The sequence below is a fragment of the Micromonospora sp. CA-244673 genome (assembly GCF_050948395.1).
GTDB lineage: Bacteria > Actinomycetota > Actinomycetes > Mycobacteriales > Micromonosporaceae > Micromonospora.
In genome coordinates this window covers 5,766,389-5,792,153 of record NZ_CP192019.1, presented here as the reverse complement: position 1 = coordinate 5,792,153, position 25,765 = coordinate 5,766,389, and the positions used below count along the sequence as shown (strand labels likewise).

31 protein-coding genes and 1 riboswitch are annotated in these 25,765 nt (G+C 74.5%); of the genes, 18 read left to right on the top strand and 13 right to left on the bottom strand.

The genetic code is table 11. The features are described 5' to 3' along the window. Positions 1-12 precede the first annotated feature (12 nt). The 5 genes from ybeY to ACQP12_RS26455 all read left to right on the top strand — a co-directional run bounded on the left by ybeY (position 13) and on the right by ACQP12_RS26455 (position 4,477). Positions 13-486 (top strand): rRNA maturation RNase YbeY, encoded by a 474-nt coding sequence (ybeY, locus tag ACQP12_RS26475; RefSeq protein ID WP_151464132.1) that lies wholly within the window; start codon positions 13-15, stop codon positions 484-486. After that, positions 486-1,871, top strand: coding sequence for a hemolysin family protein (locus ACQP12_RS26470; RefSeq protein WP_433289461.1), 1,386 nt, complete (start codon positions 486-488; stop codon positions 1,869-1,871). Before ybeY ends, ACQP12_RS26470 begins: the two co-directional genes overlap by 1 nt. Next, on the top strand, positions 1,864-2,250 hold the full coding sequence (locus ACQP12_RS26465) for a cytidine deaminase (protein WP_357939142.1): 387 nt from the start codon (positions 1,864-1,866) through the stop codon (positions 2,248-2,250). The genes ACQP12_RS26470 and ACQP12_RS26465 overlap by 8 nt, the downstream gene beginning before the upstream one ends. Continuing rightward, positions 2,247-3,143, top strand: coding sequence for a GTPase Era (gene era / locus ACQP12_RS26460; protein ID WP_433282860.1), 897 nt, complete (start codon positions 2,247-2,249; stop codon positions 3,141-3,143). Before ACQP12_RS26465 ends, era begins: the two co-directional genes overlap by 4 nt. 194 nt (positions 3,144-3,337) lie before the next feature. Continuing rightward, positions 3,338-4,477 carry an acyltransferase family protein gene (locus ACQP12_RS26455; protein WP_433282858.1) on the top strand — a complete coding sequence of 380 codons (1,140 nt, stop codon included), beginning with the start codon at positions 3,338-3,340 and terminating at the stop codon, positions 4,475-4,477. 13 nt (positions 4,478-4,490) lie between these two features. Here ACQP12_RS26455 and ACQP12_RS26450 read toward each other — a convergent pair whose 3' ends face one another. After that, positions 4,491-5,270 (bottom strand): DUF4097 family beta strand repeat-containing protein, encoded by a 780-nt coding sequence (locus ACQP12_RS26450; protein WP_357939150.1) that lies wholly within the window; start codon positions 5,268-5,270, stop codon positions 4,491-4,493. Positions 5,271-5,372: 102 nt separating this feature from the next. Between ACQP12_RS26450 and recO the strand changes: the two genes are divergently transcribed. The 5 genes from recO to ACQP12_RS26425 all read left to right on the top strand — a co-directional run bounded on the left by recO (position 5,373) and on the right by ACQP12_RS26425 (position 8,439). Then, on the top strand, positions 5,373-6,248 hold the full coding sequence (recO, locus tag ACQP12_RS26445; protein ID WP_357939152.1) for a DNA repair protein RecO: 876 nt from the start codon (positions 5,373-5,375) through the stop codon (positions 6,246-6,248). Positions 6,249-6,256: 8 nt separating this feature from the next. Beyond that, on the top strand, positions 6,257-7,057 hold the full coding sequence (locus ACQP12_RS26440) for an isoprenyl transferase (RefSeq protein ID WP_357940024.1): 801 nt from the start codon (positions 6,257-6,259) through the stop codon (positions 7,055-7,057). Between the two features lie 70 nt (positions 7,058-7,127). Then, positions 7,128-7,313 carry a hypothetical protein gene (locus ACQP12_RS26435; protein ID WP_254337650.1) on the top strand — a complete coding sequence of 62 codons (186 nt, stop codon included), beginning with the start codon at positions 7,128-7,130 and terminating at the stop codon, positions 7,311-7,313. 140 nt (positions 7,314-7,453) lie between these two features. Continuing rightward, entirely contained in the window at positions 7,454-7,675 is a 222-nt protein-coding gene (locus ACQP12_RS26430; RefSeq protein WP_357939154.1) for a thioredoxin reductase, read from the top strand. Beyond that, a complete protein-coding gene (locus tag ACQP12_RS26425; protein WP_357939156.1) occupies positions 7,672-8,439 on the top strand; it encodes a pirin family protein in 768 nt (255 codons plus the stop codon). Before ACQP12_RS26430 ends, ACQP12_RS26425 begins: the two co-directional genes overlap by 4 nt. A 6-nt stretch (positions 8,440-8,445) precedes the next feature. On the opposite strand, the gene gndA is transcribed toward ACQP12_RS26425, so the two are convergent. Further along, entirely contained in the window at positions 8,446-9,888 is a 1,443-nt protein-coding gene (gndA, locus tag ACQP12_RS26420) for an NADP-dependent phosphogluconate dehydrogenase (RefSeq protein WP_433282854.1), read from the bottom strand. A 352-nt stretch (positions 9,889-10,240) separates the two neighbouring features. On the opposite strand from gndA, the gene ACQP12_RS26415 reads away from it, so the two are divergent. Beyond that, positions 10,241-10,477: a hypothetical protein gene (locus ACQP12_RS26415; RefSeq protein WP_433282852.1), complete on the top strand. Its 237-nt coding sequence runs from the start codon at positions 10,241-10,243 to the stop codon at positions 10,475-10,477. Positions 10,478-10,565: 88 nt separating this feature from the next. On the opposite strand, the gene ACQP12_RS26410 is transcribed toward ACQP12_RS26415, so the two are convergent. Beyond that, the gene (locus ACQP12_RS26410) at positions 10,566-11,261 is read right to left on the bottom strand and encodes a hypothetical protein (RefSeq protein WP_433282849.1); all 696 of its coding nucleotides are present in this window, start codon (positions 11,259-11,261) and stop codon (positions 10,566-10,568) included. A 154-nt stretch (positions 11,262-11,415) separates the two neighbouring features. Here ACQP12_RS26410 and ACQP12_RS26405 point away from each other — a divergent pair, with 154 nt between their 5' ends. Together ACQP12_RS26405 and ACQP12_RS26400 are read left to right on the top strand one after the other, a co-directional pair. After that, positions 11,416-12,612: a sensor histidine kinase gene (locus ACQP12_RS26405; RefSeq protein ID WP_433282847.1), complete on the top strand. Its 1,197-nt coding sequence runs from the start codon at positions 11,416-11,418 to the stop codon at positions 12,610-12,612. After that, positions 12,609-13,259, top strand: a complete 651-nt coding sequence (locus tag ACQP12_RS26400) for a response regulator (protein ID WP_433282845.1) — start codon at positions 12,609-12,611, stop codon at positions 13,257-13,259. Before ACQP12_RS26405 ends, ACQP12_RS26400 begins: the two co-directional genes overlap by 4 nt. A gap of 6 nt (positions 13,260-13,265) precedes the next feature. On the opposite strand, the gene ACQP12_RS26395 is transcribed toward ACQP12_RS26400, so the two are convergent. From ACQP12_RS26395 to ACQP12_RS26385, 3 genes are all read right to left on the bottom strand, one after another. Beyond that, positions 13,266-14,066: an energy-coupling factor transporter transmembrane component T family protein gene (locus tag ACQP12_RS26395; protein WP_433282844.1), complete on the bottom strand. Its 801-nt coding sequence runs from the start codon at positions 14,064-14,066 to the stop codon at positions 13,266-13,268. After that, a complete protein-coding gene (locus ACQP12_RS26390) occupies positions 14,063-15,496 on the bottom strand; it encodes an ABC transporter ATP-binding protein (protein ID WP_433282843.1) in 1,434 nt (477 codons plus the stop codon). Before ACQP12_RS26390 ends, ACQP12_RS26395 begins: the two co-directional genes overlap by 4 nt. A gap of 114 nt (positions 15,497-15,610) precedes the next feature. Next, entirely contained in the window at positions 15,611-16,189 is a 579-nt protein-coding gene (locus ACQP12_RS26385; RefSeq protein ID WP_357939172.1) for an ECF transporter S component, read from the bottom strand. Between the two features lie 74 nt (positions 16,190-16,263). Next, a riboswitch (TPP riboswitch) is annotated at positions 16,264-16,370 on the bottom strand. 77 nt (positions 16,371-16,447) lie between these two features. On the opposite strand from ACQP12_RS26385, the gene ACQP12_RS26380 reads away from it, so the two are divergent. The 5 genes from ACQP12_RS26380 to ACQP12_RS26360 all read left to right on the top strand — a co-directional run bounded on the left by ACQP12_RS26380 (position 16,448) and on the right by ACQP12_RS26360 (position 21,574). Continuing rightward, the gene (locus ACQP12_RS26380; protein ID WP_433282841.1) at positions 16,448-17,272 is read left to right on the top strand and encodes an alpha/beta fold hydrolase; all 825 of its coding nucleotides are present in this window, start codon (positions 16,448-16,450) and stop codon (positions 17,270-17,272) included. Beyond that, a complete protein-coding gene (locus ACQP12_RS26375; RefSeq protein ID WP_433282839.1) occupies positions 17,269-18,081 on the top strand; it encodes an aminoglycoside N(3)-acetyltransferase in 813 nt (270 codons plus the stop codon). Before ACQP12_RS26380 ends, ACQP12_RS26375 begins: the two co-directional genes overlap by 4 nt. After that, positions 18,078-18,827, top strand: a complete 750-nt coding sequence (locus ACQP12_RS26370) for a sugar isomerase domain-containing protein (RefSeq protein ID WP_433282837.1) — start codon at positions 18,078-18,080, stop codon at positions 18,825-18,827. The genes ACQP12_RS26375 and ACQP12_RS26370 overlap by 4 nt, the downstream gene beginning before the upstream one ends. An 89-nt stretch (positions 18,828-18,916) precedes the next feature. Next, positions 18,917-19,420 carry a DUF6328 family protein gene (locus tag ACQP12_RS26365; RefSeq protein ID WP_357939181.1) on the top strand — a complete coding sequence of 168 codons (504 nt, stop codon included), beginning with the start codon at positions 18,917-18,919 and terminating at the stop codon, positions 19,418-19,420. 117 nt (positions 19,421-19,537) lie between these two features. After that, positions 19,538-21,574 (top strand): acyl-CoA dehydrogenase family protein, encoded by a 2,037-nt coding sequence (locus ACQP12_RS26360; protein ID WP_433282835.1) that lies wholly within the window; start codon positions 19,538-19,540, stop codon positions 21,572-21,574. Between the two features lie 39 nt (positions 21,575-21,613). Here ACQP12_RS26360 and ACQP12_RS26355 read toward each other — a convergent pair whose 3' ends face one another. From ACQP12_RS26355 to ACQP12_RS26325, 7 genes are read right to left on the bottom strand one after another with little or no spacing between them, the layout of a single operon-like run. Continuing rightward, entirely contained in the window at positions 21,614-21,781 is a 168-nt protein-coding gene (locus ACQP12_RS26355; protein WP_167537054.1) for a hypothetical protein, read from the bottom strand. Positions 21,782-21,790: 9 nt separating this feature from the next. Further along, entirely contained in the window at positions 21,791-22,396 is a 606-nt protein-coding gene (locus tag ACQP12_RS26350; protein ID WP_433282833.1) for a hypothetical protein, read from the bottom strand. Between the two features lie 48 nt (positions 22,397-22,444). Next, positions 22,445-22,837: a Fur family transcriptional regulator gene (locus tag ACQP12_RS26345; RefSeq protein ID WP_357939185.1), complete on the bottom strand. Its 393-nt coding sequence runs from the start codon at positions 22,835-22,837 to the stop codon at positions 22,445-22,447. Beyond that, positions 22,834-23,136, bottom strand: a complete 303-nt coding sequence (locus tag ACQP12_RS26340; protein ID WP_357939187.1) for an ArsR/SmtB family transcription factor — start codon at positions 23,134-23,136, stop codon at positions 22,834-22,836. Before ACQP12_RS26340 ends, ACQP12_RS26345 begins: the two co-directional genes overlap by 4 nt. Before the next feature lie 43 nt (positions 23,137-23,179). After that, a complete protein-coding gene (locus ACQP12_RS26335) occupies positions 23,180-24,052 on the bottom strand; it encodes a metal ABC transporter permease (protein WP_433282831.1) in 873 nt (290 codons plus the stop codon). Next, the gene (locus ACQP12_RS26330) at positions 24,052-24,813 is read right to left on the bottom strand and encodes a metal ABC transporter ATP-binding protein (RefSeq protein ID WP_433282828.1); all 762 of its coding nucleotides are present in this window, start codon (positions 24,811-24,813) and stop codon (positions 24,052-24,054) included. The genes ACQP12_RS26335 and ACQP12_RS26330 overlap by 1 nt, the downstream gene beginning before the upstream one ends. Then, positions 24,810-25,748, bottom strand: coding sequence for a metal ABC transporter substrate-binding protein (locus ACQP12_RS26325; RefSeq protein WP_433282826.1), 939 nt, complete (start codon positions 25,746-25,748; stop codon positions 24,810-24,812). Before ACQP12_RS26325 ends, ACQP12_RS26330 begins: the two co-directional genes overlap by 4 nt. Positions 25,749-25,765: the final 17 nt, after the last annotated feature.

Genomic DNA, 25,765 nt, shown 5'->3' with positions numbered 1-25,765 from the left:
AGAGGAAGACAGTTGTCCATCGAGATCGCCAACGAGTCCGGCGCCGACGTCGACACCGACGCCGTGCTCGCCGTCGCCCGGCACGCCCTCGACGAGATGGGGGTCAACCCCCTCGCCGAGCTCTCCGTGCTGCTGGTCGACATCGAATACATGTCGGAGCTGAACCACCGCTGGATGGGTGGCGACGGCCCGACCGACGTGCTCGCCTTCCCCATGGACGAGGGCAGCGTCGACCACGGCCCGGGGGAGAGCTCCCCGGCCGGCGGTGAGCCGGCCCTGCTCGGCGACATCGTGCTCTGCCCGGAGGTGGCGGCCAAGCAGGCGGCCACCGCCGGGCACACCACCGCCGACGAGCTGCACCTGCTCACCGTGCACGGCGTGCTGCACCTGCTCGGCTACGACCACGCCGAGCCGGAGGAGGAGCGGGAGATGTTCGGTCTCCAGGCCCGGCTGCTGGCCAGCTGGCGGTCGACCCGATCGCAGTGATCACCACCCTGGCGGCCGGCGGCGCGCCCGCCGGCCTGCCCGATCTCACTCTCCTCGCCGTCGCGGCGGGGCTGGTGGTGCTCGCCGGCCTGATCGCGATGACCGAGGCCGCGCTGGCCGCCGTCTCGCCGGCCCGGGCCGCGGAGCTGGCCCGGGACGGGGCGCGCGGCGCGCGCACCCTCCAGGCGGTCGCCGGCGACGTGGTCCGCCACCTCAACCTGCTGCTCCTGCTCCGGCTGCTGGCCGAGCTGACCGCCACCACGCTGGTCGCGCTGGTGGCGGTGGACACCTTCGGCGCCGGTTGGCGGGCCGCCCTGGTCACCGCCGTGGCGATGGCCGTGGTCAGTTTCGTGGTGGTCGGCGTCGCGCCGCGCACCCTGGGCCGGCAGCACGCCTACGCGGTGGGCCGCGCGGTCGCGCCCCTGGTGCGCTGGCTGGGCCGGGCGCTCAACCCGCTGGCCTCGCTGCTGATCCTGATCGGCAACGCGGTCACCCCAGGGCGCGGCTTCCGTGAGGGGCCGTTCGCCACCCAGGTCGAGCTGCGCGAGCTGGTCGACCTGGCCGAGCAGCGCGGCGTGGTCGAGCACGGCGAGCGGCAGATGATCCACTCGGTCTTCGCGCTCGGCGACACCATCGCCCGTGAGGTGATGGTGCCCCGCACCGAGATGGTGTGGATAGAGGAACGCAAGACGCTCGCGCAGGCGCTGGCGCTCTTCCTGCGTTCCGGCTTCTCCCGGATCCCGGTGATCGGCGAGAACGTCGACGACGTGCTCGGCGTGCTCTACCTCAAGGACCTGATCCGGCGGATCCAGGGCGCACCGGAGGCCCGGCAGATGCCGGTGGCCGAGCTGATGCGCCCGGCGACCTTCGTGCCCGAGTCCAAGCCGGTCGACGACCTGCTCTCGGAGATGCAGGCGGCCCGCAACCACCTGGTCATCGTCGTGGACGAGTACGGCGGCACCGGGGGCCTCGTCACGATCGAGGACATCCTGGAGGAGATCGTCGGCGAGATCACCGACGAGTACGATGTCGAACGCCCGCCGGTCGAACGCCTGGCGGACGGGGCCGTGCGGGTGACCGCCCGGCTGCCGGTGGAGAATCTGGGCGAGCTGTTCGACACCGAACTGCCCACCGACGAGGTGGAGACGGTCGGTGGCCTGCTGGCCCAGGCGCTCGGCCGGGTGCCGATCCCCGGTTCCGGGGCCGAGGTGGCCGGGCTGCGGCTGATCGCCGAGGGCACCACCGGGCGGCGCAACCGGATCGACACCGTGCTGGTCAGCCGGGTCGAGCCGGGCGACGCGCCGGACAGCGCGGGGCGCGGCGAGCAGGCCGATCCCCGCGGCAACCAGAACCGTTCCGAGGAGAGGCAACCCGCCGATGCCTGAGTCACCCGCCGTGCCGGCCGCCCGGCCCACCCCGTCCGACCCGGGCGAGTTGAGCGCCGAGGACGGCAAGCTGGTCGTCCTGGCCCGGGGCGCGCGGGGCCGGGTCGGCGCCGTGGAGGGCGCGGCGGTCCGCGACCAGGACGGCCGGACGTACGCGGCGGCCAGCGTGGCGCTGCCGTCGCTGACCCTGACCGCGCTCCAGCTCGCGGTCGCCTCGGCGGTGGCGGCGGGCGCGAGCCGGCTGGAGGCGGCGGTCGTGGTGACCGAGGCCTCGACGCTGGACGGCGCGGGGCACGCCGCGGTCCGCGACCTCTCCGCCGACGCGCCGATCCACGTGGCCGCCCCGGACGGCGCCGTCCTCGGCACGGTGGTCGAGTGAGCGAGGCCCAGCAGCGTCCCTACCGGGCGGGTTTCGGCTGCTTCGTCGGGCGGCCGAACGCCGGCAAGTCGACGCTGACCAACGCGATCGTCGGCACCAAGATCGCGATCACCTCGAACAAGCCGCAGACCACCCGGCACATCATCCGGGCGGTGCTGCACCGGCCGGAGTCGCAGCTCGTGCTGGTCGACACCCCGGGCCTGCACCGTCCCCGCACGCTGCTCGGCGAGCGGCTGAACGACCTGGTCCGGGAGACCTGGAGCGAGGTCGACGTGATCGGCCTCTGCATCCCGGCGAACGAGCCGATCGGGCGGGGCGACCGGTTCATCACCGGCGAGCTGGCCAGCCTGCGGGCCACCGTGCTGGCCGTGGTCACCAAGACCGACCTGGTGGACAAGAAGCGGCTGGCCGAGCAACTGCTCGCCGTGAGCGAGCTGGGCGAGTTCGCCGACGTGGTGCCGGTGAGCGCGGTCTCCGGGCACCAGGTGGACACCCTGGTCGACGTGATGACCGGCTACCTGCCGGAGTCGCCGCAGCTCTACCCCGACGACATGCTCACCGACGACCCGGAGCAGGTGCTCGTCGCCGAGCTGGTCCGTGAGGCCGCTCTGGAGGGGGTCCGGGACGAGCTGCCGCACTCGATCGCCGTGGTGGTCGAGGAGATGATCCCCGAGGGCAACGTCACCAAGATCTACGCGGACGTGTACGTGGAGCGACCCAGCCAGAAGGCGATCATGATCGGGCACCGCGGCAGCCGGCTCAAGCAGGTCGGCATCACGGCGCGCCGGCAGATCGAGGAGCTGCTCGGCACCCGGATCTACCTGGACCTGCACGTCCGCGTCGCGAAGGACTGGCAGCGCGACCCGAAGCAGCTGCGCAAGCTCGGCTTCTGACCCCGTACGCCCCGAACCGCCGGCCCCGAATCCTCGGTGCCGGCGGTTCGCGTTGCGGAGTCGCCGGGATGGTCCGGATCGGTCTGCTTTATGGAATGTTTCACTTTTGACCCCGGCCCGCGCATCGTTTCGTCCGGGCGGATCGGAGGGTAGGGGAGGAGTTAGCCCCCCGCCCCCGACGCCCCCGCGAGCTGATGCGAAACCGATATCTCGACCTGCTCCGCTCCCTGGCCATCATTCGAGTCGTCGTCTACCACGTCACCGGATGGGCGACGCTGACCCTGGTCTTCCCGGCCATGTCGGTGATGTTCGCGCTCGCGGGCTCGCTGATGGCCGCGTCGCTGGACCGGAGCGGCGTACCGGCCGTGGGGCGGCGACTGCGCCGGCTGCTGCCGTCGCTCTGGGTGCTCGCCGCGGTCTTCGTGCCGGCCATGCTGCTCACCGGGCTGCCGCTCACCCCGAAGGTGCTGCTCTGGCTCTTCCCGGTCAGCGACCCGCCGGCCAACCACTGGGGCGCGCTCGCGCTGAGCCCGATCTGGTACCTGCGGGACTACCTCTGGTTCGTGCTGGCCTCGCCGGCGGCGCTGTGGCTGTTCCGCCGGGCCCCGCTGCCCACCCTGCTGGCCCCGTACGCGCTGCTGGCGGCGATCGAGTTCGGCGTGCTGGCGGACCCGCCGACCGTGCTGCGCGAGTTCGGCCTGTACTTCGGGGCCTGGGTGCTCGGCTTCGCCCACCACGACGGCCTGCTGCGCCGCACGGCCAACCGGGTGCTCGTGCCGCTCGCGCTCGCCCTCGGCGCGGCCGGGCTGGGCTGGATCTTCACCCACCCCGGGCCGCGCGGCCACGACCTGAACGACATCCACCTGGGCAATGCGCTGTGGTCGGCGGCGTTCATCCTGGTGGCGATCGGCCGGGCGCCCGCGGGTGCGGCCTGGGTCGACCGCACGCCGGTGCTGGGCCGGGTGGTCACCGTGCTGAACCGGCGCGCGCTGACCGTCTACCTCTGGCACATGCCGTTCGTGGTGGCGCTCACCCCGCTGGTCGACGTGGTCGGCTGGTCGCACCAGGACCTGCTCGGGCTGGCGATCCGGGTGGCGCTGGTGTTCGCGCTGGTCGGCGTGGTCACCCTGCTGGTCGGCTGGGTCGAGGACCGGGCTGCCCGGCGTACCCCGGAACTGGTGCCTGGCCGTCCCCGGCGGACCGTGGCCGAGCGGGCGGCGGCCGCACCGGCCAGCCCGGCGCCCGCCGGCGCGGGCACCGAACTGGCGACCGCGGGCGCCCGGGTGCCGGGCCCGCGCCGGGCGCCGGAGCGGGCGGGACGGGCCCCCGGCTGACCCGCGACCGCCCTCAGCGCTGCTTGACCGTCACGTTGCCGCTGGTGGCGGAGACGTCGAGCAGCAGGGACGCGCCCGGGTCGTTCGGCACGGCGAGATCGGTGTCGCCGGACTTCGCGTCCGCCCGCACCCGGTACCGGCCCTCGGGCACGGTCAGGTCGACGTCGCCGCTGGTCGCGTGCAGCCGGGCCGCGGCCGGCTGGTCCAGCTCGACGACGAGGTTGCCCGAGGTGGCCTCCGCGTCCACCCCGCCGGCGAGCCGGCGGGCGCTGATGTCACCGGAGGAGGCGCGCAGCCGGACCGGGCCGGTCGCGTCGACCACCTCGATGTTCCCCGACGTGGTGGCGGCGCGGACCTCGCCGCGGGCCTCGGTCACGTTGATGTCGCCGGACTTCAGAGTGAAGTCCACCGGGCCGACCCGGTGCAGCGAGACGTTCCCGGAGCTGGTCTCACCCCGCACCGTCACCCCCTCCGGGGCGGTCACCTCCCAGGAGACCGTGCACCGGGAGCCGCAGTCGCTCGGCAGCACCAGCTCGTCGCCCTTGATCTCGTAGCGGGTGTTCGGCTCCCCGCCCTCGTAGCGGACGATCCGCTTGATCCGCACCTGGTCGGCCGAACCGGTGGCCCGGATCGTCACGTCACCCGCGCCGCCGGCCGGCAGGGTGATCTTGGTGATCTTCACCTGCTCGGTCTGGTCGTAGTCGAGGCGGCGGAACGACAGGGTGTCACACCCGGCGAGGACGATCAGGGAGGCGGCCGCGGCGGCGGCCACGGCGGTCCGGTGCAGAGCCATGGCCAGGACGCTACGGCCGACCGTGCGGGCGGCGCATCCGGGTTCGACCGCCGATCCACCCCGAGGAGACCCTGAGATCGCACCCCGAGGGAGAATGGACCGATGGCCGGATACCGCCGACAGCTCTACCGCGACGACGCGGTGGTGCTGCGCGTGCAGAAGCTGGGGGAGTCCGACCGGATCATCACCCTGCTCACCCGCCGGCACGGCCGGCTGCGCGCGGTGGCCCGGGGCGTCCGCCGCACGACCAGCAAGTTCGGCGCCCGGCTGGAGCCGTTCGGGCACGTCGACCTCCAGCTCGCCGGCGACCCCAAGGGCAACCACGGCAGCTCTCTGCACACCATCAGCCAGGCCGAGGGGATCGACCTCTACGGCAAGCGGTTCCTCGGCGACTACCCCCGCTACACCGCGGCCAGCGCGATCGCCGAGACCGCCGAGCGGCTCACCCCGATCGAGCGGGAACCCTCGCTGCGGCTGTTCCAGCTCACCCTCGGCGCGCTGCGCTCGCTGGCCACCGGCGAGCACGCCACCACCCTGGTGCTCGACGCCTACCTGCTGCGCGGCATGGCCTTCGCGGGCTGGGCGCCGGCGCTGATCGCGTGCGCGGTGTGCGGCACCCCGGGGCGGCACCGGGCGTTCTCCGTGCCGGCCGGGGGCGCGGTCTGCCCGGACTGCCGGCCCCCGGGCGCCGCCCATCCCGCGCCGGCCACCATCGAGCTGATGTCCGCGCTGACCACCGGCGACTGGGTGTACGCCGACGCCACCGAGACCGGCGTGCGCCGCGAGTGCAGCGGCCTGGTCGCGGCGCACCTCCAGTGGCACCTGGAACGCGCGCTACGCTCGCTGCCGCTGGTCGACCGGGGTGCCCCGGCGTCCCGCGCGGTCCCGCCGCCCGGCGGCGCGGGGCCGGGTGTGGTCCCGCCGCGCACCGGCGACGGGCCCGCCGTCGCTGGTGTGAACAGGGAGATTACCGAGTGATCCGATCGATGAGGGCCGGCCGGCGCGAGCCGGTGCCACCGACTCCGCACCCCTCCGGCGCCCGCCCGCCGGCCCTGCCGGCCGAGGCCCTGCCGAAGCACGTCGCCGTGGTGATGGACGGCAACGGCCGCTGGGCCAAGGAGCGTGGGCTGCCCCGGACCAAGGGTCACGAGCAGGGCGAGCACAGCCTGTTCGACACCATCGAGGGCGCGATCGAGCTGGGCATCCCCTACCTGTCGGCGTACGCCTTCTCGACCGAGAACTGGCGGCGCTCGCCGGACGAGGTCCGCTTCCTCATGGGCTTCAACCGGGACGTCATCCGGCGCCGCCGCGACCAGCTCGTCGACCTGGGCGTCCGGGTTGTCTGGTCGGGTCGGGCCGGGCGGCTCTGGAAGAGCGTCATCTCCGAGCTGCAGACCGCCGAGGAGATGTCCCGGGGCAACTCGACGCTGACCCTCCAGTTCTGCGTCAACTACGGCGGTCAGGCGGAGATCGCCGACGCGGCCGCCGCGATCGCCCGCGACGCGGCCGCCGGCCGGATCGACCCGGGCAAGGTCACCGAGAAGACCATCGCGAAATACCTCTACCACCCGGAGGTCCCCGAGGTTGACCTCTTCCTCCGCCCGTCCGGGGAGCAGCGCACCTCCAACTTCCTGCTCTGGCAGACCGCCTACGCGGAGCTGGTGTTCCTCGACACCCTCTGGCCGGACTTCGACCGCCGGCACCTCTGGTACGCCTGCGAGCTCTACGCCCAGCGGGACCGCCGCTTCGGCGGCGCGCTGCCCAATCCGGTGGCCCCCACCACCTGAGGTCGCGCTTACCGACGCCACCTGCTGGGTATCAATCCGGACAGCAGGCAGATTGCGGAGGTGAACCCACATGATTCAGAAGCGGATTGCCCAGTGGGCGGTCATGGCGGTCGCCGTGCCGCTGGCGGCGGCCGGCGCGCGCCGGCTCAGCCACTCCCTGGAGGCCCGTCGCGGCCCGACCGGGGTGAGCCGACTGCTCACCAAGGGCGCCGACATGCTGCGGCCGCAGAAGGCCAAGCGCCGTCGGTTCTGGTGACGTCCACGGTCCGCCGCGGTGTTGCGGCGGCCCGTGTCGCGGGCGCCCCGCATCCGGCTTTCCGGCTGGGAGCGGGGCGCCCGCGCGTACGATCGGCGCGAGGGCGCGCCGCCGGGACGCGCCCGCCACGGGGGTGGAGGATGCACGATCTCCGGTTCAAAATGATCATGGCGTTGAACGCGGCGGACCTGGGCAGCCCGATCTGCGAACAGGTCGCCGAGATCTGCGCGGAGATCGCCGAGCAGCACTGCGACGAACTCGGCCACGCCCCCGCCGTCCGCGCCGGGGAGATCGGCGAGCTGGCCACCGGCGAACCGGCGCTGACCTGGGCGCCCACCGAGACCGGGCAGCGTGCCTGGTGACCGCTGTCGCACCCGCCCCGGCCGTGGACGTACGCCGGGCCGCCGACCGGTTCGCCACCCGGTTGTCCTGGCTCGACTCCAAGCACTCCTTCTCGTTCTCCCGGCACTACGACCCGGCCAACACCCACCACGGGCTGCTGCTGGTCAACAACGACGACGTGGTGCACCCGGGCACCGGGTTCGAGACCCACCCGCACCAGGACATGGAGATCGTGACCTGGGTGCTGCGGGGTTCCCTCGTGCACCAGGACTCCACGGGCCATTCGGGCGTCATCTACCCGGGCCTGGCCCAGCGGATGAGCGCCGGCACCGGCATCCTGCACTCGGAGAAGAACGACTCGTGGCGGCTGGAGAACACCGCCCCGCACCAGGACCCGGTCCACTTCGTGCAGATGTGGGTGCTCCCCGACGAGGAGGGGATCGACCCGGGCTACGAGCAGTTGGAGATCGGCGACGAGCTGCTGCGGGGCGGCCTCGTGCCGGTCGCCTCCGGGATGGACCGGTACGACGGCGCCTCCGCCATCCGGATCCGCAACCGGTACGCCACCCTGCACGCCGCCCGGCTCGCTCCCGGCGACTCGGTGAACCTGCCCGACGCGCCCTTCCTGCACCTCTACGTGCCCAGCGGCGGCGTGACCCTGGAGGCGGCCGGGCGGCTCGACGAGGGCGACGCGGCCCGGATCACCATGGCCGGGGGCCAGCGGGTGACCGCCGCCGAGCCGGCGGAGATCCTCGTCTGGGAGATGCACGCCGGGCTCGCCTGAGCGCGCTCAGCCCGCCACCTCCGAGCGGTCGCCCGCCCACAGGGTGTGGAACGACCCCTCCCGGTCCACCCGGTGATAGGTGTGCGCGCCGAAGTTGTCCCGCAGCCCCTGGATCAGCGCGGCCGGCAGCCGCTCGGCCCGCAACGCGTCGAAGTAGGCCAGCGACGACGAGAAGGCCGGGGTGGGCACGCCCGCCCGGGCCGCGTCGGCCACCACCCGCCGCCAGGCCGGGACCCCGGCGCCGACCCGGTCGGCGAACCAGGGGGCGACCAGCAGCGTCGGCAGGTCCCGCTCCGTGTCGTACGCCTCCCGGATCCGGTCCAGGAAACGGGCCCGGATGATGCAGCCGCCCCGCCAGATGGTGGCGGTGCCGCCCAGGTCGATGTCCCAGTCGTACTCCCGGCTGCCGGCACGGATGTGGTCGAAGCCCTGCGCGTACGCGACGATCTTGCTGGCCAGCAGCGCCCGCCGGACGTCCTCGACGAACGTGTCCCGGTCGTCCACCTGCCACTTCTCGCCCGCGTCGGGGAACGCGCGGCGGGCGGCGGCGCGCTGGTCGGCGTGCCCCGAGAGCGACCGGGCGAACGTGGCCTCGGCGATGCCGGTGATCGGGATGCCGAGGTCCAGCGCGCTCTGCACGGTCCACCGGCCGGTGCCCTTCTGCTCGGCCTGGTCGAGCACCACGTCCACGAAGGGCCGGCCGGTGGCCGCGTCGCCGTGCCCGAGCACCTCGGCGGTGATCTCGATGAGGAAGGACTCCAGCTCGCCGCCGTTCCACTCGCGGAAGACCTCCGCGATCTCCGCCGGGCTCGCCGACAGGCCGGCCCGGAGCAGGTCGTACGCCTCGGCGATGAGCTGCATGTCCGCGTACTCGATGCCGTTGTGGACCATCTTCACGAAGTGGCCGGCGCCGTCCGGTCCGATGTGCCGGCAGCACGGGACGCCGTCCACCTGAGCGGCGATGCGCTCGAAGATCGGGCCGAGCTTCCGGTAGGACTCGGCCGAGCCGCCCGGCATGATGCTCGGCCCGCGCAGCGCGCCCTCCTCACCGCCGGAGACGCCGGTGCCGACGAAGTGCAGCCCGTGCCCGCGCAGCGCCTCCTCCCGGCGGCGGGTGTCGGCGAAGTGCGCGTTGCCGCAGTCGACGACGATGTCCCCCTCCTCCAGCAGCGGGACCAGCTCGTCGATCACCGTGTCGGTGGGGGCGCCCGCCTTCACCATGACGATCACGGCGCGGGGGCGCTCCAGCGAGGCGACGAAGTCGGCCATCGACTCCGAGGGCACGAACGTGCCCTCGTCGCCGTGCTCGGCCACCAGGCTGCGGGTGCGCTCCGGCGAGCGGTTGTGCACCGCCACGGTGAAACCGTTGCGGGCCAGGTTCCGGGCCAGGTTGCGGCCCATCACCGCCAGACCGGTGACCCCGATCTGCGCCGTCGCCTGCTGTGCCATGCGTACCGCCACCCCTCGTCTCCGCTGCCCGTGCTGCGACCGTATCGCGGGTGGCGCGGGGCCGGGCCGGGACGTCGACGGCGGGTGAGGGCATGGTCGCGGTCGGTCCTCGCCGGTCGTGCCCGTAATTCGGCTGCGGGCGGCCCGGGGGTGGGTTAGCGTGCTCTCATGCGTAACTGACGCCCACCTCTCGAAGGCCCGGTCCACCGTGCGTACCGCCGTGGATCGTGCGCCCCGGGCGTCCCGCATTCTCCGCGCCACCGTCGGGTGGCGGCGTCGCATGCCTCGTCGGACCGCCCGGGTGTTCCCCGCTCGCCGTGCCCACGGGTGCCCGACAGTCAGGAGGCAGCGTATGCCCGCCAAGCGCAGTCCGAAGAAGCTCCAGAAGCCCGCGCCGTCCCCGGTGGACCTCAGCCCGCCGGATCTCGACGCGCTCACCGTGGCGCCCGTCGCGCCGGTGACCCTGCCCGGCCGTGCCGACACGCCGCCGCCGCCGAAGGCCGGCCCGCCGGCCGGTCGCGAGGCCCGGCTCGGGGGGCGCAGCCAGCGCGCCGGTCAGACCCGGTTCTACGCCTTCCGGCGCAGCTGAGGCCGTGTCGGGTGCAGTTGTCGCCGCTGCGGCGACGACAACTGCACCCGAAACCGCGGGCGGTGCCCCCCGCGCCCGCGTTCGCCCCTCAGGCGGCGGCGGTCGCCGGGGTCGCCGTCCCGGCCGGCGCCTCGACACTGCGCCGTCGCGCCACGCCGAGAGCCAGGCCCACGAAGCCGGCCACCATGAGCGCGCTCACCGCCAGCTTCACCGGGACGCCCGAGCCGACCAGGTCCAGCACCTGCCCGGCGGTGAGCAGCAGCGGCACCCAGAGGGCCACGAGGCGGGCCCGCCACGCGCCGAAGGCCAGCACGAGGAGGCCGACCAGCCAGCCGAGCAGCCACACCGCGAACGACGCCATCACGAACGGATCCCCGTCGATCGCGGTCGTCACCGGGCGGGCGGCGTCGGCGTCCACACCGCCGCCGGCCAGGGCCCCAAAGAAGGCGTTGTACTGCCACAGGTGGACGGTGGCGAAGTAGAGCCCGAGCAGCGCCGTGGCCCCGCCGATCATGGCGGCCACCGGCTTGCGCGGGTGCAGCGTGGCGGCCAGCCCGAGCGTCGCGGGCAGCAGCAGCAGGTGAGCCAGCGCGAACAGCACGGTCTCCACCCGCCACGCGCCCAGGTTCCCGGCGGCCACCGCCACGTTCCCCGCGGTGTCGGCCACGTCGTCGGGGAACATCACCCAGTAGAAGGCGTTGGCGACGCCGTACACCACGCCGCCGCAGAGCAGGGCGCCCGCGGTGAGCCGCCGACCGGTCCGCCCGCCAGTGCTGTCGTCCATCAGTGTCTCCTCTCGAAGTCGTGGGAGGGACGCTAGGAGCCACACCCGGCCCGGGTCGTCGGCGCGGAAGTTGAGCCCCGGGTGGAGTGTCGGCGGCCGTCGCTACACCCGTGGGTGGACGCGGAGAGCTGCCCGCCGTGGCTACCCTTCCGGCATGTCTGCCCTCGACGTCCGGGCCCGGTGGCGCGGTGTGGCCACCTCGCTCGCCGGGGCCGCGCTGTTCGCGTTCGGCCTGGCCGAGCTGTACGTCCCGCTGGCCGGCTACGTCGAGGGGGAGGGGCCGGACCTCGCCGCGCTCTCCACCGGCTGGCTCGCCGTCCTCACCGTGCTGCTGGTCGGTTACGGCCTCGCGGTGGCCGGCTGCACGGCGTACCCCCGGACGGCCGCCGTGGTCGCCGGGGCCTGTTTCACCGCGCAGAGCTTCACGCCGGTCCTGCCGGAGTGGCCGGTCGTGCCGCTCCTGGCGCTGGTGGCGGCCACCTTCGCCTGCGTCGCGGTGGGTGGCCGGGCCGCGGTCCCGGTCGCCGCGGCCGGCTATCTCCTCCCGCTCGGCATCGAGAACGCCATGGCCGGCGACTCCGACTGGGTCTTCATCCTGTTCGTGGGGCTCGCCGTGCTCGGCCCCGGATACGCCGTGCGGATGCGGCGGGCGCAGGCGGCCCGGCTGGTGGCGCTGGCCGCCGAGCGGGAGGCCGCCGCCCGGACGGACGAACGGCTGCGCGTGGCCCGTGAACTGCACGACATCGTGTCGCACGGGGTCTCGGTGATGGTGCTGCAGGCCGCCGCGGCGCAGGCGGTGCTCGACTCGGACGCGGGTCAGGCCCGGACGTCCCTCGACGCGGTGCAGGAGGTCGGGCGCGAGGTGGTCACCGAGCTGCGCCGGCTGCTGGTGATCCTCCGCGGCGCGGAGGCGGCCCCGGAGGGGCTGCCGTCGTTGCGGCGGATCGACGGGCTGACCGCCGGGGTGACCCTGGCCGGCGGGCGGGTCGACGTGACCGTCACGGGTGACCTCGACGCGATCCCGGCCGCCGCCGACGTCAGCGGTTACCGGATCCTCCAGGAGGCGCTGACCAACGCCGCCCGGCACGCGCCGGGCGCGGCCGTCGCCGTGTCGATCGAGGTGGCCGGCGACGCCCTCCGGCTGCACGTGACGGACGACGGTGCCGGCCCGGCCCGGCGGAACGCCGGCACCGGCCACGGCCTCACCGGCATCCGGGAGCGGGCGGAGCTGTTCGGCGGCACCGTGAACGCCGGTCCCCGCCCGCGGGGCGGCTTCGAGGTACGCGTCACGCTGCCCTTCGACGCCGAAGCGTCGGCCGGCGCACTGGCCACGGCAGGGACCACCCGATGACCCGGGTCCTCATCGCCGACGACGAGGCGCTGGTGCGCGGCGGGCTCCGCCTGATCCTCACCGCCCAGCCGGACCTCGAGGTGGTCGCCGACGCGGCCGACGGCGAGGAGGCCGTGCAGTTGGCGACCCGCTTCGCTCCCGACGTGGTGCTGATGGACATCCACATGGCACCGGTGGACGGGATCGCCGCCACCGAGCGGATCCTGGCGGCGCGGAGCGACATCCGGATCATCATGCTGACCACCTTCGACCTCGACGAGTACGTCTACCGGGCGCTGCGCGCCGGCGCCTCCGGGTTCATGCTCAAGACCACTCCGCCCCGCGAGCTGGCCGAGGCGGTGCGGACCGCGGCCCGGGGCGACGCCCTGCTCTCCCCGTCGATCACCCGCCGTCTGATCGACCACTACACCGCGACCGCGTCGGTGGTCGCCCACCCGAGCCTCGCCGACCTGACCGCGCGCGAGACCGAGGTGCTGCGGATGATGGCCCTCGGCCTGTCCAACCGGGAGATCGCCGACCGGCTCTTCGTCGGCGAGGCGACCGTGAAGACGCACGTGAACCGCATCTTCGCCAAGCTCGGGGTGCGGGACCGGGTGCAGGCGGTGGTGCTGGCGTACCGGAGCGGGGTGGCCCAGCCGCGGCGGTAGCGGGGCTCAGCCGATCAGCGGGCGGAAGGTGCCCAGCAGCACGCTGACCGTCAGCGCCGCCGCGCCGAGCGCCCCGGCGGCGACGACCAGCAGGGTGTCGGCCCGGGTGAAGCGCTGCCGCCGGGCGACCGTACGCGGGGTGCCGGCGTCGAAGCCCCGGGCGTCCATGGCGACGGCCAGCCGGGTGCCCCGCCGGATCGCCCCGACCAGCAGCGCGAACGCCGTCGACCCGAACAGCCGCAGCTTGGCCACCGGGTTGCGGCCGGCGTCCACGCCCCGGGCCCGGCGCGCCATGCTGATCATCCGCCACTCCTCCTCCAGCAGCGGCACCAGCCGGAACGCGGCCAGCGCCCCGATGGCGAACCGGGCGGGCGCCTTCGCGTTCTGGATCAGCGCGTCGGCCAGGTCGGTCGCGTCGGTGGTGGCGAACACGATGATCCCCGGCAGCGCCACCGCGAGCATGCGCAGCACCAGGCCCAGCGCGGTGACCAGCACTCCCTGGGTGACCAGCAGCGGACCAACCGTGAGCAGCACCGGACCGGACCGGTCGGCGGCGAAGAGCACCAGGGTGACCAGAATGCCGCCGGCGCCGGCCAGCAGGGGCCAGGCCCGCCGGGCCAGCACCCGGTAGCGGATGCCGAACAGCGGCAGCACGGCCAACTCGACCGCGATGGCGATCGCCGGGGCGACCGGGTCCAGGGTGGCGATCAGGACGACCGAGAAGAGCAACGCGGCGGCCAGCTTCGCCACCGGGTTGCGCCGGGCCAGCGGCGCGCCCGCCGCCGCGACGGGTTCGACGCCGATCACGACCGGCCTCCGGGCGTCCGGCGCTCCAGGGTGAGGGTCCGGTCTGCGAGCGCGGCCACGAAGTCGGGATCGTGGGTGACCGCGACGACGCCGTGGCCGGCGTCGCGCAGCTCGGCGAAGAGGTCGATGAGTTCCCGCCAGGTCCGCCGGTCCTGGCCGAAGGTGGGCTCGTCGCAGATCAGCAGGCGGGGCGCGGTGGCCAGGGCGGTCGCCACGCTCAGCCGCCGGGCCTCGCCGCCGGAGAGGGTGTACGGGTTGGCCCCGGCCAGCCGGTCCAGGCGCAGCCGCGCCAGCAGGGCGTCCACCGTCGCCGTCACGGCGGGCTCGGGCTGGCCGGTGCGGCGGGGTCCGAGGGCCAGCTCGTCCCGGACGGTGCCGGTGACGAACTGGTGCTCCGGGTCCTGGAAGACCGAGCCGATCCGCCGGGCCAGGGCGGGCGCCCGCCAGCGGTGCGGGGGAGTGCCCGCGTCCCGGCCGGCCAGGGCCGGGGTGGCCGTGACCGTACCGGTGCCGGGGCGGAGCAGCCCGCCGAGCAGCAGGGCCAGGGTGGACTTGCCGGCGCCGTTGGGGCCGAGGACGGCGAGCGCTTCGCCGGCGCGTACCCGAAGGTCGGTGGGGGCCAGCCGGGGCGGCAGGCCGAGCCGGTCGGCGGTGAGCAACACCTCGCCGGGCGGCGTGCTGGCGTGCCGGGGCGGCACGGTGTGGCCGGGCACCCAGACCCCGGCGTCGGCCAGCGCGTCGCCGTACGCGGCGAAGACCGCGTCGGGGCGCCCGTCGGCCCGCACGCCGCCGCCGGGCTCCAGCACGACCACCCGGTCGACCAGCGGCAGCGCCTCGGCGACCCGGTGCTCGACCAGGATCAGGGTGGTGTCGGCGTCGACGGCGTCCGCGACGGCCTGCCGGACGAGGGTGGCGCCGGCCGGGTCGAGATTGGCGGTGGGCTCGTCGAGCAGCAGCAGTCCCGGCCGCAGGGCGAGCGCCCCGGCCAGGGCGAGCCGCTGCTGTTCGCCGCCGGACAGCGCGGCCGTGGGCCGGTCCCGGTGGTAGGGAAAGCCGACGCGGCGCAGCGCCTCGTCCACCCGGGGCCAGATCTCGTCGGCGGGCACCCCCCGGTTCTCCAACCCGAACGCCACGTCGTCGCCGCAGCGGGCCATCACCAGTTGGCTCTCCGGGTCCTGGAAGACGACGCCGACGCGTTCCCGGGCCTTGCGCGGGTCGAGCCCGTCGATCTCGACGGTGCCCTCCTGCTCGCCGGAGTCCTCCGGCAGCAACCCGGCCAGCGCCGCCAGCAGCGTGCTCTTACCGGCCCCGGAAGCCCCGAGCAGCAACACCCGCTCGCCAACCTCGACGCGCAGGTCCACCCCGCGCACGGCCCAGCCCTTCCGCCCGGCGTGCCGCCACCCGAACCCCCGCAGGCTCACGGCTCCCACCGCGCCACCTCCCTCCGGCCCTTCCGGCCCCAGCTTGGTTGATCAAGGAGTTCGCGTCTGGAAAACCGCCTCGGCCGACGCAAACTCCTTGATCAACGCGGTCGGCGGGGGCGGTCAGACGGCGGCGCGTTCGCGGCCGGCGGGGAAGCGGTCAAGGACACCCGTGTTGGCCAGGGCCCGGGTGAGGGCGACGCTGCCCAGTCCGGCCACCACCAGCGAACTGGCGGCGGTCAGCAGGATGTAGGGCAGGCGGAAGCTGCCCCACGCGGTGCCCGGGTACCAGACGAAGACGTCGTAGATCGCCGCCGCGAGACCGGCCAGCGTCGCGGCGAGCAGCGCCACGGGCAGCCGGTAGCTGCGGTACGCGAAGAGCGCGAAAGCCAGCTCGGCGGCGGCCGCCTCCAGCGGGCCCTGCACGACGATCGTCCAGCCCCAGCTCGTGCCCAGCGCCACAGAGACCAGCGCGGCCAGGGTGAGGGTGAAGAGCGCCGCGCCCGGCTTCCGGACGACGAGGGCGCCCAGCACGGCCGGCACCAGCCAGACGCCGTACAGGACGGCGCGACCGGGCAGCGGAACGGCGTCGGCCGGCCCGTTCCAGAGCAGGCCCCAGGCCCAGAAGATGATGCCGAACGCCACCGCGAGCACGGAGGCCACGACGATGTCGATGGTGCGCCACCGGTTGGTGCTGTCCATGGTTGCTCCCAGTTCTGTGAGGCGAACCAGGAGAAGACGCACGCCGCGCCCGGTGGTCACCGGACGGCGGCGCGGCTGGAGGTCGACCGAACTCCCTGCGCTGGCATTACCCAGATCAGGTTCGAGGGTCTGCGGGCACCGGCCCGCACTCTCAGCGCTGTGCGCTCCCCTGTCGGATGTGAAGTTGTCTCGTCGCAGACGCTAGCACCGACCCCGCCGTCGGGCCCAGCAGGGCGATCGCCCGTTAGGGTGGCGGCCATGCGGGTCGAGGCGCGAGGGCTGACGTTCGAGGTACGCACCGGCGGCCCCGAGGGCGGTGAGCCCGTCCTGCTGCTGCACGGCTTCCCGCAGCACTCCGGTGAGTGGGACGAGGTGACCCCCGCGCTGCACGCGGCCGGGCTGCGCACCTACGCGCTCGACCAGCGCGGCTACTCGCCCGGCGCCCGGCCGGCGGACGTCGGGGCGTACCGGATTCCGGAGCTGGTGGCCGACGCGGCCGCCGTGCTGGACGCGCTCGGGGTGACCGCCGCCCACCTGGTCGGCCACGACTGGGGCGCGATCGTGGCGTGGGGACTGGCGGCGGCGCACCCGGAGCGGGTGCGCACGCTGACCGCGGTGTCGGTGCCGCACCCGGCCGCCATGGGGCATGCGCTCGCCACCGACCCGCGGCAGAAGGCCCGCTCCTCCTACATCGCCCTGTTCCGCAAGCCGGGCAAGGCGGAGAAGGTGCTGCTGGCGTTCCGCGCGGCGACCCTGCGCCGGATGCTGTCCGGGGCGGGTGACGCCGACCGGGTGGCCCGCTACGCCGACCCGATGCGCGAGCCGGGCGCGCTGACCGCGGCATTGAACTGGTATCGGGCCATGACCGGGGCGGACATGAAGGCCGTCGGGCCGGTGGGCGTGCCGACCACGTTCGTCTGGAGCGACCGGGACGTGGCGATCGGGCGGACCGCCGCCGACGCGTGCGCGGCCCACGTCACGGGCGACTACCGCTTCGTGGTGCTGCCCGACGTCACCCACTGGATCCCGGACGAGGCGCCCGGCCCGCTGGCCGCGGCGATCCTGGCCCGCGCCGGCCGATGACCGCGAGCCCCGCGCCGGCCCGGCCGCACACCCGCGCGTCGCTCGCCGCCCAGCTCCGCGACCTGGGGGTACGCCCCGGCGGGACCGTTCTCGTGCACGCCTCCCTGCGCCCGTTGGGCTTCCTCTGCGGCGGCCCGGAGGCCGTGCTGCTCGCCCTGCGCGACGTGCTCGGCCCGGCCGGCACGGTGGTGGTGCCCACCCACACGCCGGAGAACAGCGACCCGGCGGGGTGGAGCAACCCGCCGGTGCCGGCGGACTGGTGGCCGGTGATCCGCGACGAGACGCCCGGCTTCGACCCGGCGGTGACACCGAGCCGGTTCATGGGCGCGCTGGCCGAGCTGGTCCGCACCTGGCCGGGGGCGCGGCGCAGCGACCATCCGTTCGTCTCGTTCGCCGCGCTCGGGCCGGCCGCGGCGCGGATCGTCGACGGCCATGCGCGGGCCGACATGCTGGGCGAGGGCTCCCCGCTGGCCCGCCTCTACGATCTCGACGCCGACGTGCTGCTGCTCGGCGTGGACCACGGCAGCAACACGTCCCTGCACCTGGCGGAGTACCGGCAACCGGCGCCGCCCCGGCAGCGCTGCGGCGCGGCCGTGCTGACCGGCGACGGCGGCCGGGAGTGGGTGTGGTGGGACGACGTGGACCTGGACGAGGAGTGTTTCGCCCGGCTCGGCGCCGACCTGGAGGCCACCGGTGCGGTGCGGCTCGGGCCGGTCGGCGACGGGACGGGCCGGTTGATGAGGCAGCGGGTGGCGGTCGACTTCGCGGTCGAGTGGCTGGCCCGACCCCGAGGGACGGAGGAAGCATGACGGTGAGCGCCGAGGCGTACCTGGCGATCGTGACCGAGACGATCGCCCGGGTCGCCGCCGACCAGCGGGAGAACGTGGCCCGGGCGGCCGACCTGATCGCCGCGTCGCTGCGCGCCGACGGGGTGGTGCACGCGTTCGGCACGGGCCACTCGGAGGCCCTCGCCATGGAGATCGCCGGCCGGGCCGGCGGTCTGGTCCCCACCAACCGGATCGCCCTGCGCGATCTGGTGCTGCACGGCGGCGAGCCGGCCGACGTGCTCGGTCCGAAGCTGGAGCGTGAGCCGGCCGTGGCGCACCGCCTCTACGAGCTGGCCCCGGTCCGGCCGCAGGACGTGTTCGTGCTCGCCTCCAACTCCGGGGTGAACGGCGCCATGGTCGAGTTCGCCGCCGTCGTCAAGGAGCGTGGGCACGGGCTGGTGGCGATCACCTCGGCGCAGCACTCGGCCCGGATGACCTCGCGCCACCCGTCCGGGCGCAAGCTCGCCGACTTCGCGGACGTGGTGCTGGACAACGGCGCCCCGTACGGCGACGCCACCCTGCCGCTGCCCGGCGGCGGCGCGGTGGGCGCGGTGTCCTCGATCACTGCCGCGCTGCTGGCCCAGCAGATCGTCGCGGAGGTGGTCGCCCGGCTGCTCGCGGCGGGGGAGCAGCCCCCGGTCTACCTGTCCGCCAACATCACCGGCGGCGACGAGCACAACGCGGAGCTGGAGGCCCGGTACGCGGGCCGGATCCGCCGCGGGTCCTGAACCGGTTTCACGCCCGGCGCGACGGGGCACAGGCGGTACTGCCGGTGGGGAGCCCTCACCGGCAGTAGCGTCTTCCCTGGAGGTAGCGGGTGTCCAAGGAAACCGAGAAGCAGCGCTGGCAGCGCAACTTCGCCGACCTCCTCCAGGAGTTGCGGGTCGCGCAGACCGGGGTGCAGATCCTCTTCGCCTTCCTGCTGACCCTGCCGTTCAGCAACGGTTTCACCCGGACCTCGGAATTCCAGCGGGACGTCTACATCGTCGCCCTGCTGTCCGCCGCCGCGGCCACCGCGATGATCATTTCGCCGGTCGCCTTCCACCGGGCGCTGTTCCGCCAGGGCCGCAAGCCGGAGCTGGTCCGCTTCGCGCACCGGATGGCCACCGGCGGCCTCGCCTTCATGCTGATCTCGATGGTCAGCGCGGTCCTGCTGATCACCGACTTCGTGCTGGACCGCCCGATCGCGTTCCTGCTCAGCGCGCTCACCGGGCTCTGGTTCCTGATGTTCTGGGTGATCCTGCCGTTCGCCCGGCGCGGCTGGGGCGACGAGGACATCGACGACGAGGACGACGATCCGCGGTCGCTGGCCGGCGACTGACCGCGCGGACCTGCCAAATCGGACGTGCGCGCGAGGCTACCCCTGGGTAACACCCGGGGGTAGCGTCGTTTCCGTCGCACGTCGACGCAGCCGGACCGAGGTCTCCAGGAGGCAGCCGTGACCACGACACAGAACAGCCGACCCGACCCCGCCGGACACGGCGGCCCGACCGGGCGGGTGGCGCCGATCGACGACCCGCAGCCACCGGCCGGCGCGGACGGGGCCGGGCCGCTGCCCGCCGAGGCCGGCCAGGTCTCCGAAAAGGAGGCGCGGCAGGTCGCCGAGGCGGCCCGCGAGTCGGCCTGGGACCGGCCCAGCTTCGGCAAGGAACTGTTCCTCGGCCGCTTCCAGCTCGACCTGATCAACCCGTGGCCGCGCCTCGACCCGGCGGAGGCGGCGCGGGCCGACGAGTTCCTCGCCGCGTTCGGGGCGTACCTGGACTCCGAGGTGGACGGTGCGGCCATCGAGCGGGACGCGCGCATCCCCGACGAGGTGTTCCACGGCCTGGCCCGGCTCGGCGCGTTCGGCATGAAGATCGACCGGAAGCACGGCGGCCTCGGGCTGAGCAACCTGCACTACTGCCGGGCGTTGATGCGGGCCGGCTCGGTGAACCCGTCGATCGGCGCGCTGCTCTCCGCGCACCAGTCGATCGGTGTGCCGCAGCCGCTGAAGATGTTCGGCACCCCGGAGCAGAAGGAGCACTTCCTGCCCCGGCTGGCCGCCGGCGAGGTCTCCGCCTTCCTGCTCACCGAGCCGGATGTCGGCTCCGACCCGGCCCGCCTGGCCACCACGGCCGAGCCGACCGAGGACGGCACCGGCTACCGGCTCAACGGGGTGAAGCTGTGGGCCACCAACGGCACGGTCGCCACCCTGCTCGTGGTGATGGCCCGGGTGCCGGCGGCGGAGGGGCGGCGCGGCGGCATCACCGCCTTCGTGGTGGAGGGCGACAGCGAGGGCATCACCGTCGAGCGGCGCAACGCCTTCATCGGGCTGCGCGGCCTGGAGAACAGCGTCACCCGGTTCCACGACGTCTTCGTGCCGAAGGAGAACGTGATCGGCGGCGAGGGCAAGGGCCTGAAGATCGCGCTGACCACGTTGAACACCGGCCGGCTCTCGCTGCCGGCCATGTGCGTGGGCGCGGGCAAGTGGGCGTTGAACGTGGCCCGTGAATGGGCCGCCGACCGGGTCCAGTGGGGCCGGCCGGTCGGCGAACACGAGGCGGTCGCCAAGAAGCTGGCCTTCATCGCCGCCACCACGTACGGCATGGAGTCCATGCTGGACCTCTGCTGCCTGCTCGCCGACGACGACCGCAACGACATCCGCATCGAGGCCGCGCTGGTGAAGCTCTACGCCAGCGAGATGGCCTGGAAGATCGCCGACGAGCTCATCCAGATCCGGGGCGGGCGCGGCTACGAGACGGCCGACTCCCTGGCGGCTCGGGGCGAGCGCCCGGCCGCGGTCGAGCAGCTCCTGCGCGACCTGCGGATCAACCGGATCTTCGAGGGCTCCACCGAGATCATGCACCTGCTGATCGCCCGCGAGGCGGTCGACGCGCACCTCTCGGTGGCGGGCGACATCATCGACCCGGACGCCGGGCTGGGCCGCAAGGCGAAGGCCGGCGCGCGGGCCGGCGTCTTCTACGCCAGGTGGCTGCCCACCCTGGCCGTCGGCAAGGGCCAGGCGCCCGGCGCCTACCACGAGTTCGGCCCGCTCGCCGGGCACCTGCGGCACGTGGAGCGCACCTCCCGCAAGCTGGCCCGGTCCACCTTCTACGCGATGTCCCGCTGGCAGGGGAAGATGGAGCGCAAGCAGGCGTTCCTCGGCCGGGTGGTGGACATCGGCGCGGAGCTGTTCGCCATGTCGGCGGTCTGCGTCCGGGCCGTCGCCGAGCGCGCCGAGCACCCGGAGAACGTCGAGCTGGCCGACCTGTTCTGCCGGCAGGCCCGGCTGCGCGTCGACGAGCTGTTCACCGGCCTGTGGTCCAACACCGACGCGGTGGACGTGGCCGCCGCGAAGCGCATCCTCGCGGGCCGCTACGCCTCGGTCGAGGAGGGCGTGGTCACCCCGCCCGCCGATCAGCCCTGGGTGGCCCGCTGGGAGCCCGGCCCGTCCACGGCGCAGGACGTGCGCCGCCGCATCCCGCCCACGGCGTGACGGTCGGAGGCCCCCGCCGGTCGCGGCGGGGGCCCGCCGTCAGCGGGCGACCGCCCAGGCGATCACGCCGGCCAGGATGAGGCCGTTCAGGCCGGCCAGCACCAGGTACGCGGCCGGCGGGATCCGGCGGCCCTTGCGGACGAAGCTCACCAGGACGCCCGCGTAGATCAGCAGCAGGACCGCGACGACGATCAGGAAGTACAGCACCGGCACACCTTACCGGCCGGTGCGCAGCCCGAGTCCGCGCAGCTCCAGCGCGGCGAGAGCGTCCACCGTCGCGTCGTCGCCGCGGCGCCACGCCTCGGCCACGTCCGGCGCGATCCGGTTCAACTTGGCGAGGGGCTGCCCGGCCAGCGCGCGCAGCGCCAGCAGGTCCCGCCCGGCCGGGGCGGCGGCCAGCGCCTTCGCCGCGCCGGCCCGGCGCATCCAGCGCACCCGCAGCGGCAGCCAGCCGAACAGCACCAGCCCGAGCGGGAAGACCAGCACGGCGACGGTCAGCGCCAGGGCCAGCTGGCCGACCAGTTCCTGCTGGTCGCGGCCGGCCTCGGCGACGGCGCGGGCGGCCTCGGCGGCCTTGGTGAACGGGCCGGTCAGCTCGTCGCCGACCAGCGGCACCCGGCCGACCTTGCCGCCGGCGTCGGCCAGGTTGTCGGCGAGCCCGCCGCCGGCCCCCTCCAGCTTCTGTCCCGGTACGGCGAGCTTCTCGACCAGGTCGTGCAGCCAGAGCGCGAAGCGGATCGCCGCGTACACCCAGACGACCACGAGCAGATCGGTGAGGAGCTGACGGAGGGCGGTCGGAAAACGGTCGGCGTAGATCTTCACGCCGGACAGCGTGCCACGGCCCGGCCGCCCGGGCACGGGTCGGTTTTGTCAGCCGGCGCAGGCCGGGCAGGTGCCGAAGATCTCCAGGGTGTGGCTGACCTGCACGTACCCGTGTTCGGCGGCGACCCGCTCGGCCCAGCTCTCCACCGCGGGGCCGGCCACCTCCACGGTCCGGCCGCAGGCCCGGCAGACCAGGTGGTGGTGATGGCCCTCGCTGCACCGCCGGTAGAGGTGCTCGCCGCCGGGCGGGCGCATCACGTCGATCTCGCCCGCGTCGGCCAGCCCCTGCAGGGTCCGGTAGACGGTGGTCAGCCCGACCCGCTCGCCGCGCTGGCGCAGCATGGCGTGCAGGTCCTGGGCGCTGTGGAAGCCGTCGACCTCGGCCAGCAGGGCGCTCACCGCGGTCCGCTGCCGGGTGTTGCGCAGCGCCCCCTCGGTCACGACGGTCCCTCCCCGGCGTGGCTCACGGCGTCCGCCACGATGTGCGCGACGTGCTCGTCCACCAGCGCGTACGCGATCTCCCGGCCGCGCCGCGAGCCGCGCACCACGCCGGCGCCGCGCAGCACCCGCAGGTGCTGGGAGACCAGGGGCTGCGGGGCGCCGAGCTTCTCCACCAGCTCGTGCACGCAGCGCTCGCCAGCGGCCAGTTCGCTCACGATCGCCAGCCGGATCGGCGCCGACAGCGCGCGCAGCAGGTCACCCGCGCCCTCGAAGGCGTCGTACCCGTTCGTGACCGTCACCCCGTAACGGTAACCAATGCCAGCAGCGGCGGCCCGGACGGCCTCACCGCAGGACCACCTCGTGCTCCGGCGGTTCGGCCACCGGCGCGGCGGCCGGGCGGGTCCGCCGGCGCAGCGCCCGCCGGCCGGCCGCCAGCAGCGCCACCACGAGGAACGAGCCGATCGCCAGCAGCACGACCGAGGCGCCGGGCGCCGTGTTCGCGGTGGCGGCCACCCAGACGCCGGCACCGGCCGCGAACAGCCCCAGCGCCATGGCCGCCGCCATGGTGGCCCGGAAGCCCCGGGTCACCTGCTGCGCGGTGGCCACCGGCACCACCATCAGCGCGCTGATCAGCAGCACCCCGACCGCCCGCATGGCGATGGTGACGGTCACGGCGGTGCCGACCGCGAGGAGCAGGTTCAACGCCCGCACCGGCAGGCCGGAGACCCGCGCGTACTCCTCGTCGTGGCAGACCGCGAAGAGCGCCGGGCGCAGCGCCAGCATGGTCACCAGGATCGCCACGCCGAGCACCAGGATGGTGATCAGGTCGGCCGGCGACGTCGTGGTCAGCGACCCGAAGAGGTACGCGTTGAGCTTGCCGCTGCCGGCGTCGGAGAGCCCGACCAGCATCACGCCGCCGGCGATGCCGCCGTAGAACAGCAGGGCCAGGGCCAGGTCCCCGGAGGTGCGCCCGCGCGAGCGGACCAGCTCGATCACGATCGCGCCGAGCGTGGCCGCGACGACCGCGACCAGCACGGGGGAGCGGTTGAGCAGCAGCCCGGCGCCGACGCCGGTGAGCGCCACGTGGCCGATGCCGTCGCCGATCAGCGCCAGCCGGCGCTGCACCAGGTAGATGCCGAGCGCCGGGGCGGCCAGCCCGATGACCAGCGCGCCGACCAGGGCGCGCAGCATGAAGTCGTACTGGAAGAGGTCCATCACATGCTCCACAGCCCGGCGGGCTCCTCGTCGCAGTGCGGGTGCACGTGGTCGTGGCCCGGCTCGGCGTGGTGCCCGGCCGGCTCCGGCACCGGGCCGTCGTGGCAGATGGCGCCCTGGTGGACGACGACGGCCCGGCCGATCAGCGGGCGCAGCGGCCCCAGCTCGTGGGCGACCAGCAGCACGGTGCCGCCGCCGTCGCGGAAGCCGCGCAGCGCGCCGGCGAACGCCTCCTGGCTGGCCGCGTCCACCCCGGCGGTCGGCTCGTCGAGCACGAGCAGCTCGGGCCGGCCGGCCAGGGCCCGGGCGATGAGGGTGCGCTGCTGCTGGCCGCCGGAGAGCGTGGCGACCGGGTCGCCGGCCCGGTCGGCCAGCCCGACCGCGCGCAGGGCCGCGGCCACCGCCTCCCGGTCGGCCCGCCCCGACGGGCGCAGCACGCCCCGGCGGGCCAGCCGCCCGGACGCCACCACCTCGCCCACCGTGGCGGGTACGCCGCTGCCCGCGCCGAGCCGCTGCGGGACGTACCCGATGCGGTGCCACTGCCGGAAGCGGCGCTGGGGCGTGCCGAAGAGGGTGACCGAGCCGGCGCCCAGCGGCACGAGGCCGAGCACGGCACGGATCAGGGTCGACTTGCCGGAGCCGTTGGCGCCGAGCACGGCGACCACCTCGCCGGCGGTGACGGTCAGTGAGACGTCGCGCAGCACCGCCCGGCCGTCGTAGCCGACGGCGGCGTGTGCGACCTGGATGACGGGGTCGGTCATGAGCAGTCCAAGGCGGTCCGCAGGGTCTGGAGGTTGGTGCGCATCGCCGAGAGGTAGTCGCCGTCGGCGGGCCGGCCCTCGATCGGGTCGAGCACGGCGGTCCGCGCCCCGACCTCCCGGGCGACGGTCTCGGCGATCTTCGGGCTGACCAGCGTCTCGAAGAAGATGGTGGTGGCGCCGTGCTCCCGGGCCTCCTCTGCCACCTCGGCGAGGTGCTGCGGGGCTGGCTCGGCGTCGGGGCTGAGGCCGGTGATGCCGACCTGTTCGAGCCGGTAGTGGTCGGCCAGGTAGCCGAAGGCGGTGTGGCTGGTCACGATCTCCCGGCGCTGGCAGGTGGCCAGGCCCCGGGTGTAGTCGGCGTCGAGCCCGGTCAGCTCGGCGCGCAGCGCCGCCGCCCGGGCGGTGAAGTCGCCGGCCCGGCCCGGGTCGGCCTTGCCGAGCCGCTCGGCGAGCCGGTCGCCGGCGGTCGCCAGCCGGGTCGGGTCCAGCCAGAGGTGCGGGTCCTTGCCGCCGGACTCCTCCTCGTGACCGGCCTCACCCTCGTGCTGGTGGCCGCCCGCGGCGGCGTCGAGCAGCGGCTGCACGCCCGCCACGTCGAACGCCCGGTCGCCGCCGTTCTGCTCGACCGCCTCGTCCACGGCCGGCTGGAAGCCGGAGAGGTAGACGATCAACTCGGCGTCGGCCACCTGGCCCACCTGCCGTGGGTTGAGTTCCAGGTCGTGCGGCTCGGCGCCGGGCTTGGCCAGGCTGGTGACGGCGACCGCGTCGCCGCCGATCTTCTCGGCGAGGAACTGGAGGGGGTAGAACGCGGCCACCACGTCGACCCGGTCCGGGTCGCTCCCGCCGCCGTCGCCCGAGCAGGCGGCGAGGCCGCCCAGGGTGAGCAGGGCGGCGGTGGCGGCGGCGAGGGCGCGGGAGGCTGAGCGGACGGTCATGCCACTACTGTCCGCGA

Coding starts and splice junctions, on each gene's coding strand:
- ACQP12_RS26385 (WP_357939172.1), bottom strand. CDS start 16,189: ATGGACAGCACCAACCGGTGGCGCACCATCGACATCGTCGTGGCCTCC.
- ACQP12_RS26450 (WP_357939150.1), bottom strand. CDS start 5,270: ATGGCTCTGCACCGGACCGCCGTGGCCGCCGCCGCGGCCGCCTCCCTG.
- ACQP12_RS26400 (WP_433282845.1), top strand. CDS start 12,609: ATGACCCGGGTCCTCATCGCCGACGACGAGGCGCTGGTGCGCGGCGGG.
- ACQP12_RS26330 (WP_433282828.1), bottom strand. CDS start 24,813: ATGACCGACCCCGTCATCCAGGTCGCACACGCCGCCGTCGGCTACGAC.
- ACQP12_RS26375 (WP_433282839.1), top strand. CDS start 17,269: ATGACCGCGAGCCCCGCGCCGGCCCGGCCGCACACCCGCGCGTCGCTC.
- ACQP12_RS26435 (WP_254337650.1), top strand. CDS start 7,128: ATGATTCAGAAGCGGATTGCCCAGTGGGCGGTCATGGCGGTCGCCGTG.
- ACQP12_RS26405 (WP_433282847.1), top strand. CDS start 11,416: ATGTCTGCCCTCGACGTCCGGGCCCGGTGGCGCGGTGTGGCCACCTCG.
- ACQP12_RS26370 (WP_433282837.1), top strand. CDS start 18,078: ATGACGGTGAGCGCCGAGGCGTACCTGGCGATCGTGACCGAGACGATC.
- ACQP12_RS26335 (WP_433282831.1), bottom strand. CDS start 24,052: ATGGACCTCTTCCAGTACGACTTCATGCTGCGCGCCCTGGTCGGCGCG.
- ACQP12_RS26455 (WP_433282858.1), top strand. CDS start 3,338: ATGCGAAACCGATATCTCGACCTGCTCCGCTCCCTGGCCATCATTCGA.
- gndA (WP_433282854.1), bottom strand. CDS start 9,888: ATGGCACAGCAGGCGACGGCGCAGATCGGGGTCACCGGTCTGGCGGTG.
- ACQP12_RS26415 (WP_433282852.1), top strand. CDS start 10,241: ATGCCCGCCAAGCGCAGTCCGAAGAAGCTCCAGAAGCCCGCGCCGTCC.
- ACQP12_RS26325 (WP_433282826.1), bottom strand. CDS start 25,748: ATGACCGTCCGCTCAGCCTCCCGCGCCCTCGCCGCCGCCACCGCCGCC.
- recO (WP_357939152.1), top strand. CDS start 5,373: ATGGCCGGATACCGCCGACAGCTCTACCGCGACGACGCGGTGGTGCTG.
- ACQP12_RS26380 (WP_433282841.1), top strand. CDS start 16,448: ATGCGGGTCGAGGCGCGAGGGCTGACGTTCGAGGTACGCACCGGCGGC.
- ACQP12_RS26410 (WP_433282849.1), bottom strand. CDS start 11,261: ATGGACGACAGCACTGGCGGGCGGACCGGTCGGCGGCTCACCGCGGGC.
- ACQP12_RS26430 (WP_357939154.1), top strand. CDS start 7,454: ATGCACGATCTCCGGTTCAAAATGATCATGGCGTTGAACGCGGCGGAC.
- ACQP12_RS26465 (WP_357939142.1), top strand. CDS start 1,864: ATGCCTGAGTCACCCGCCGTGCCGGCCGCCCGGCCCACCCCGTCCGAC.
- ACQP12_RS26440 (WP_357940024.1), top strand. CDS start 6,257: ATGAGGGCCGGCCGGCGCGAGCCGGTGCCACCGACTCCGCACCCCTCC.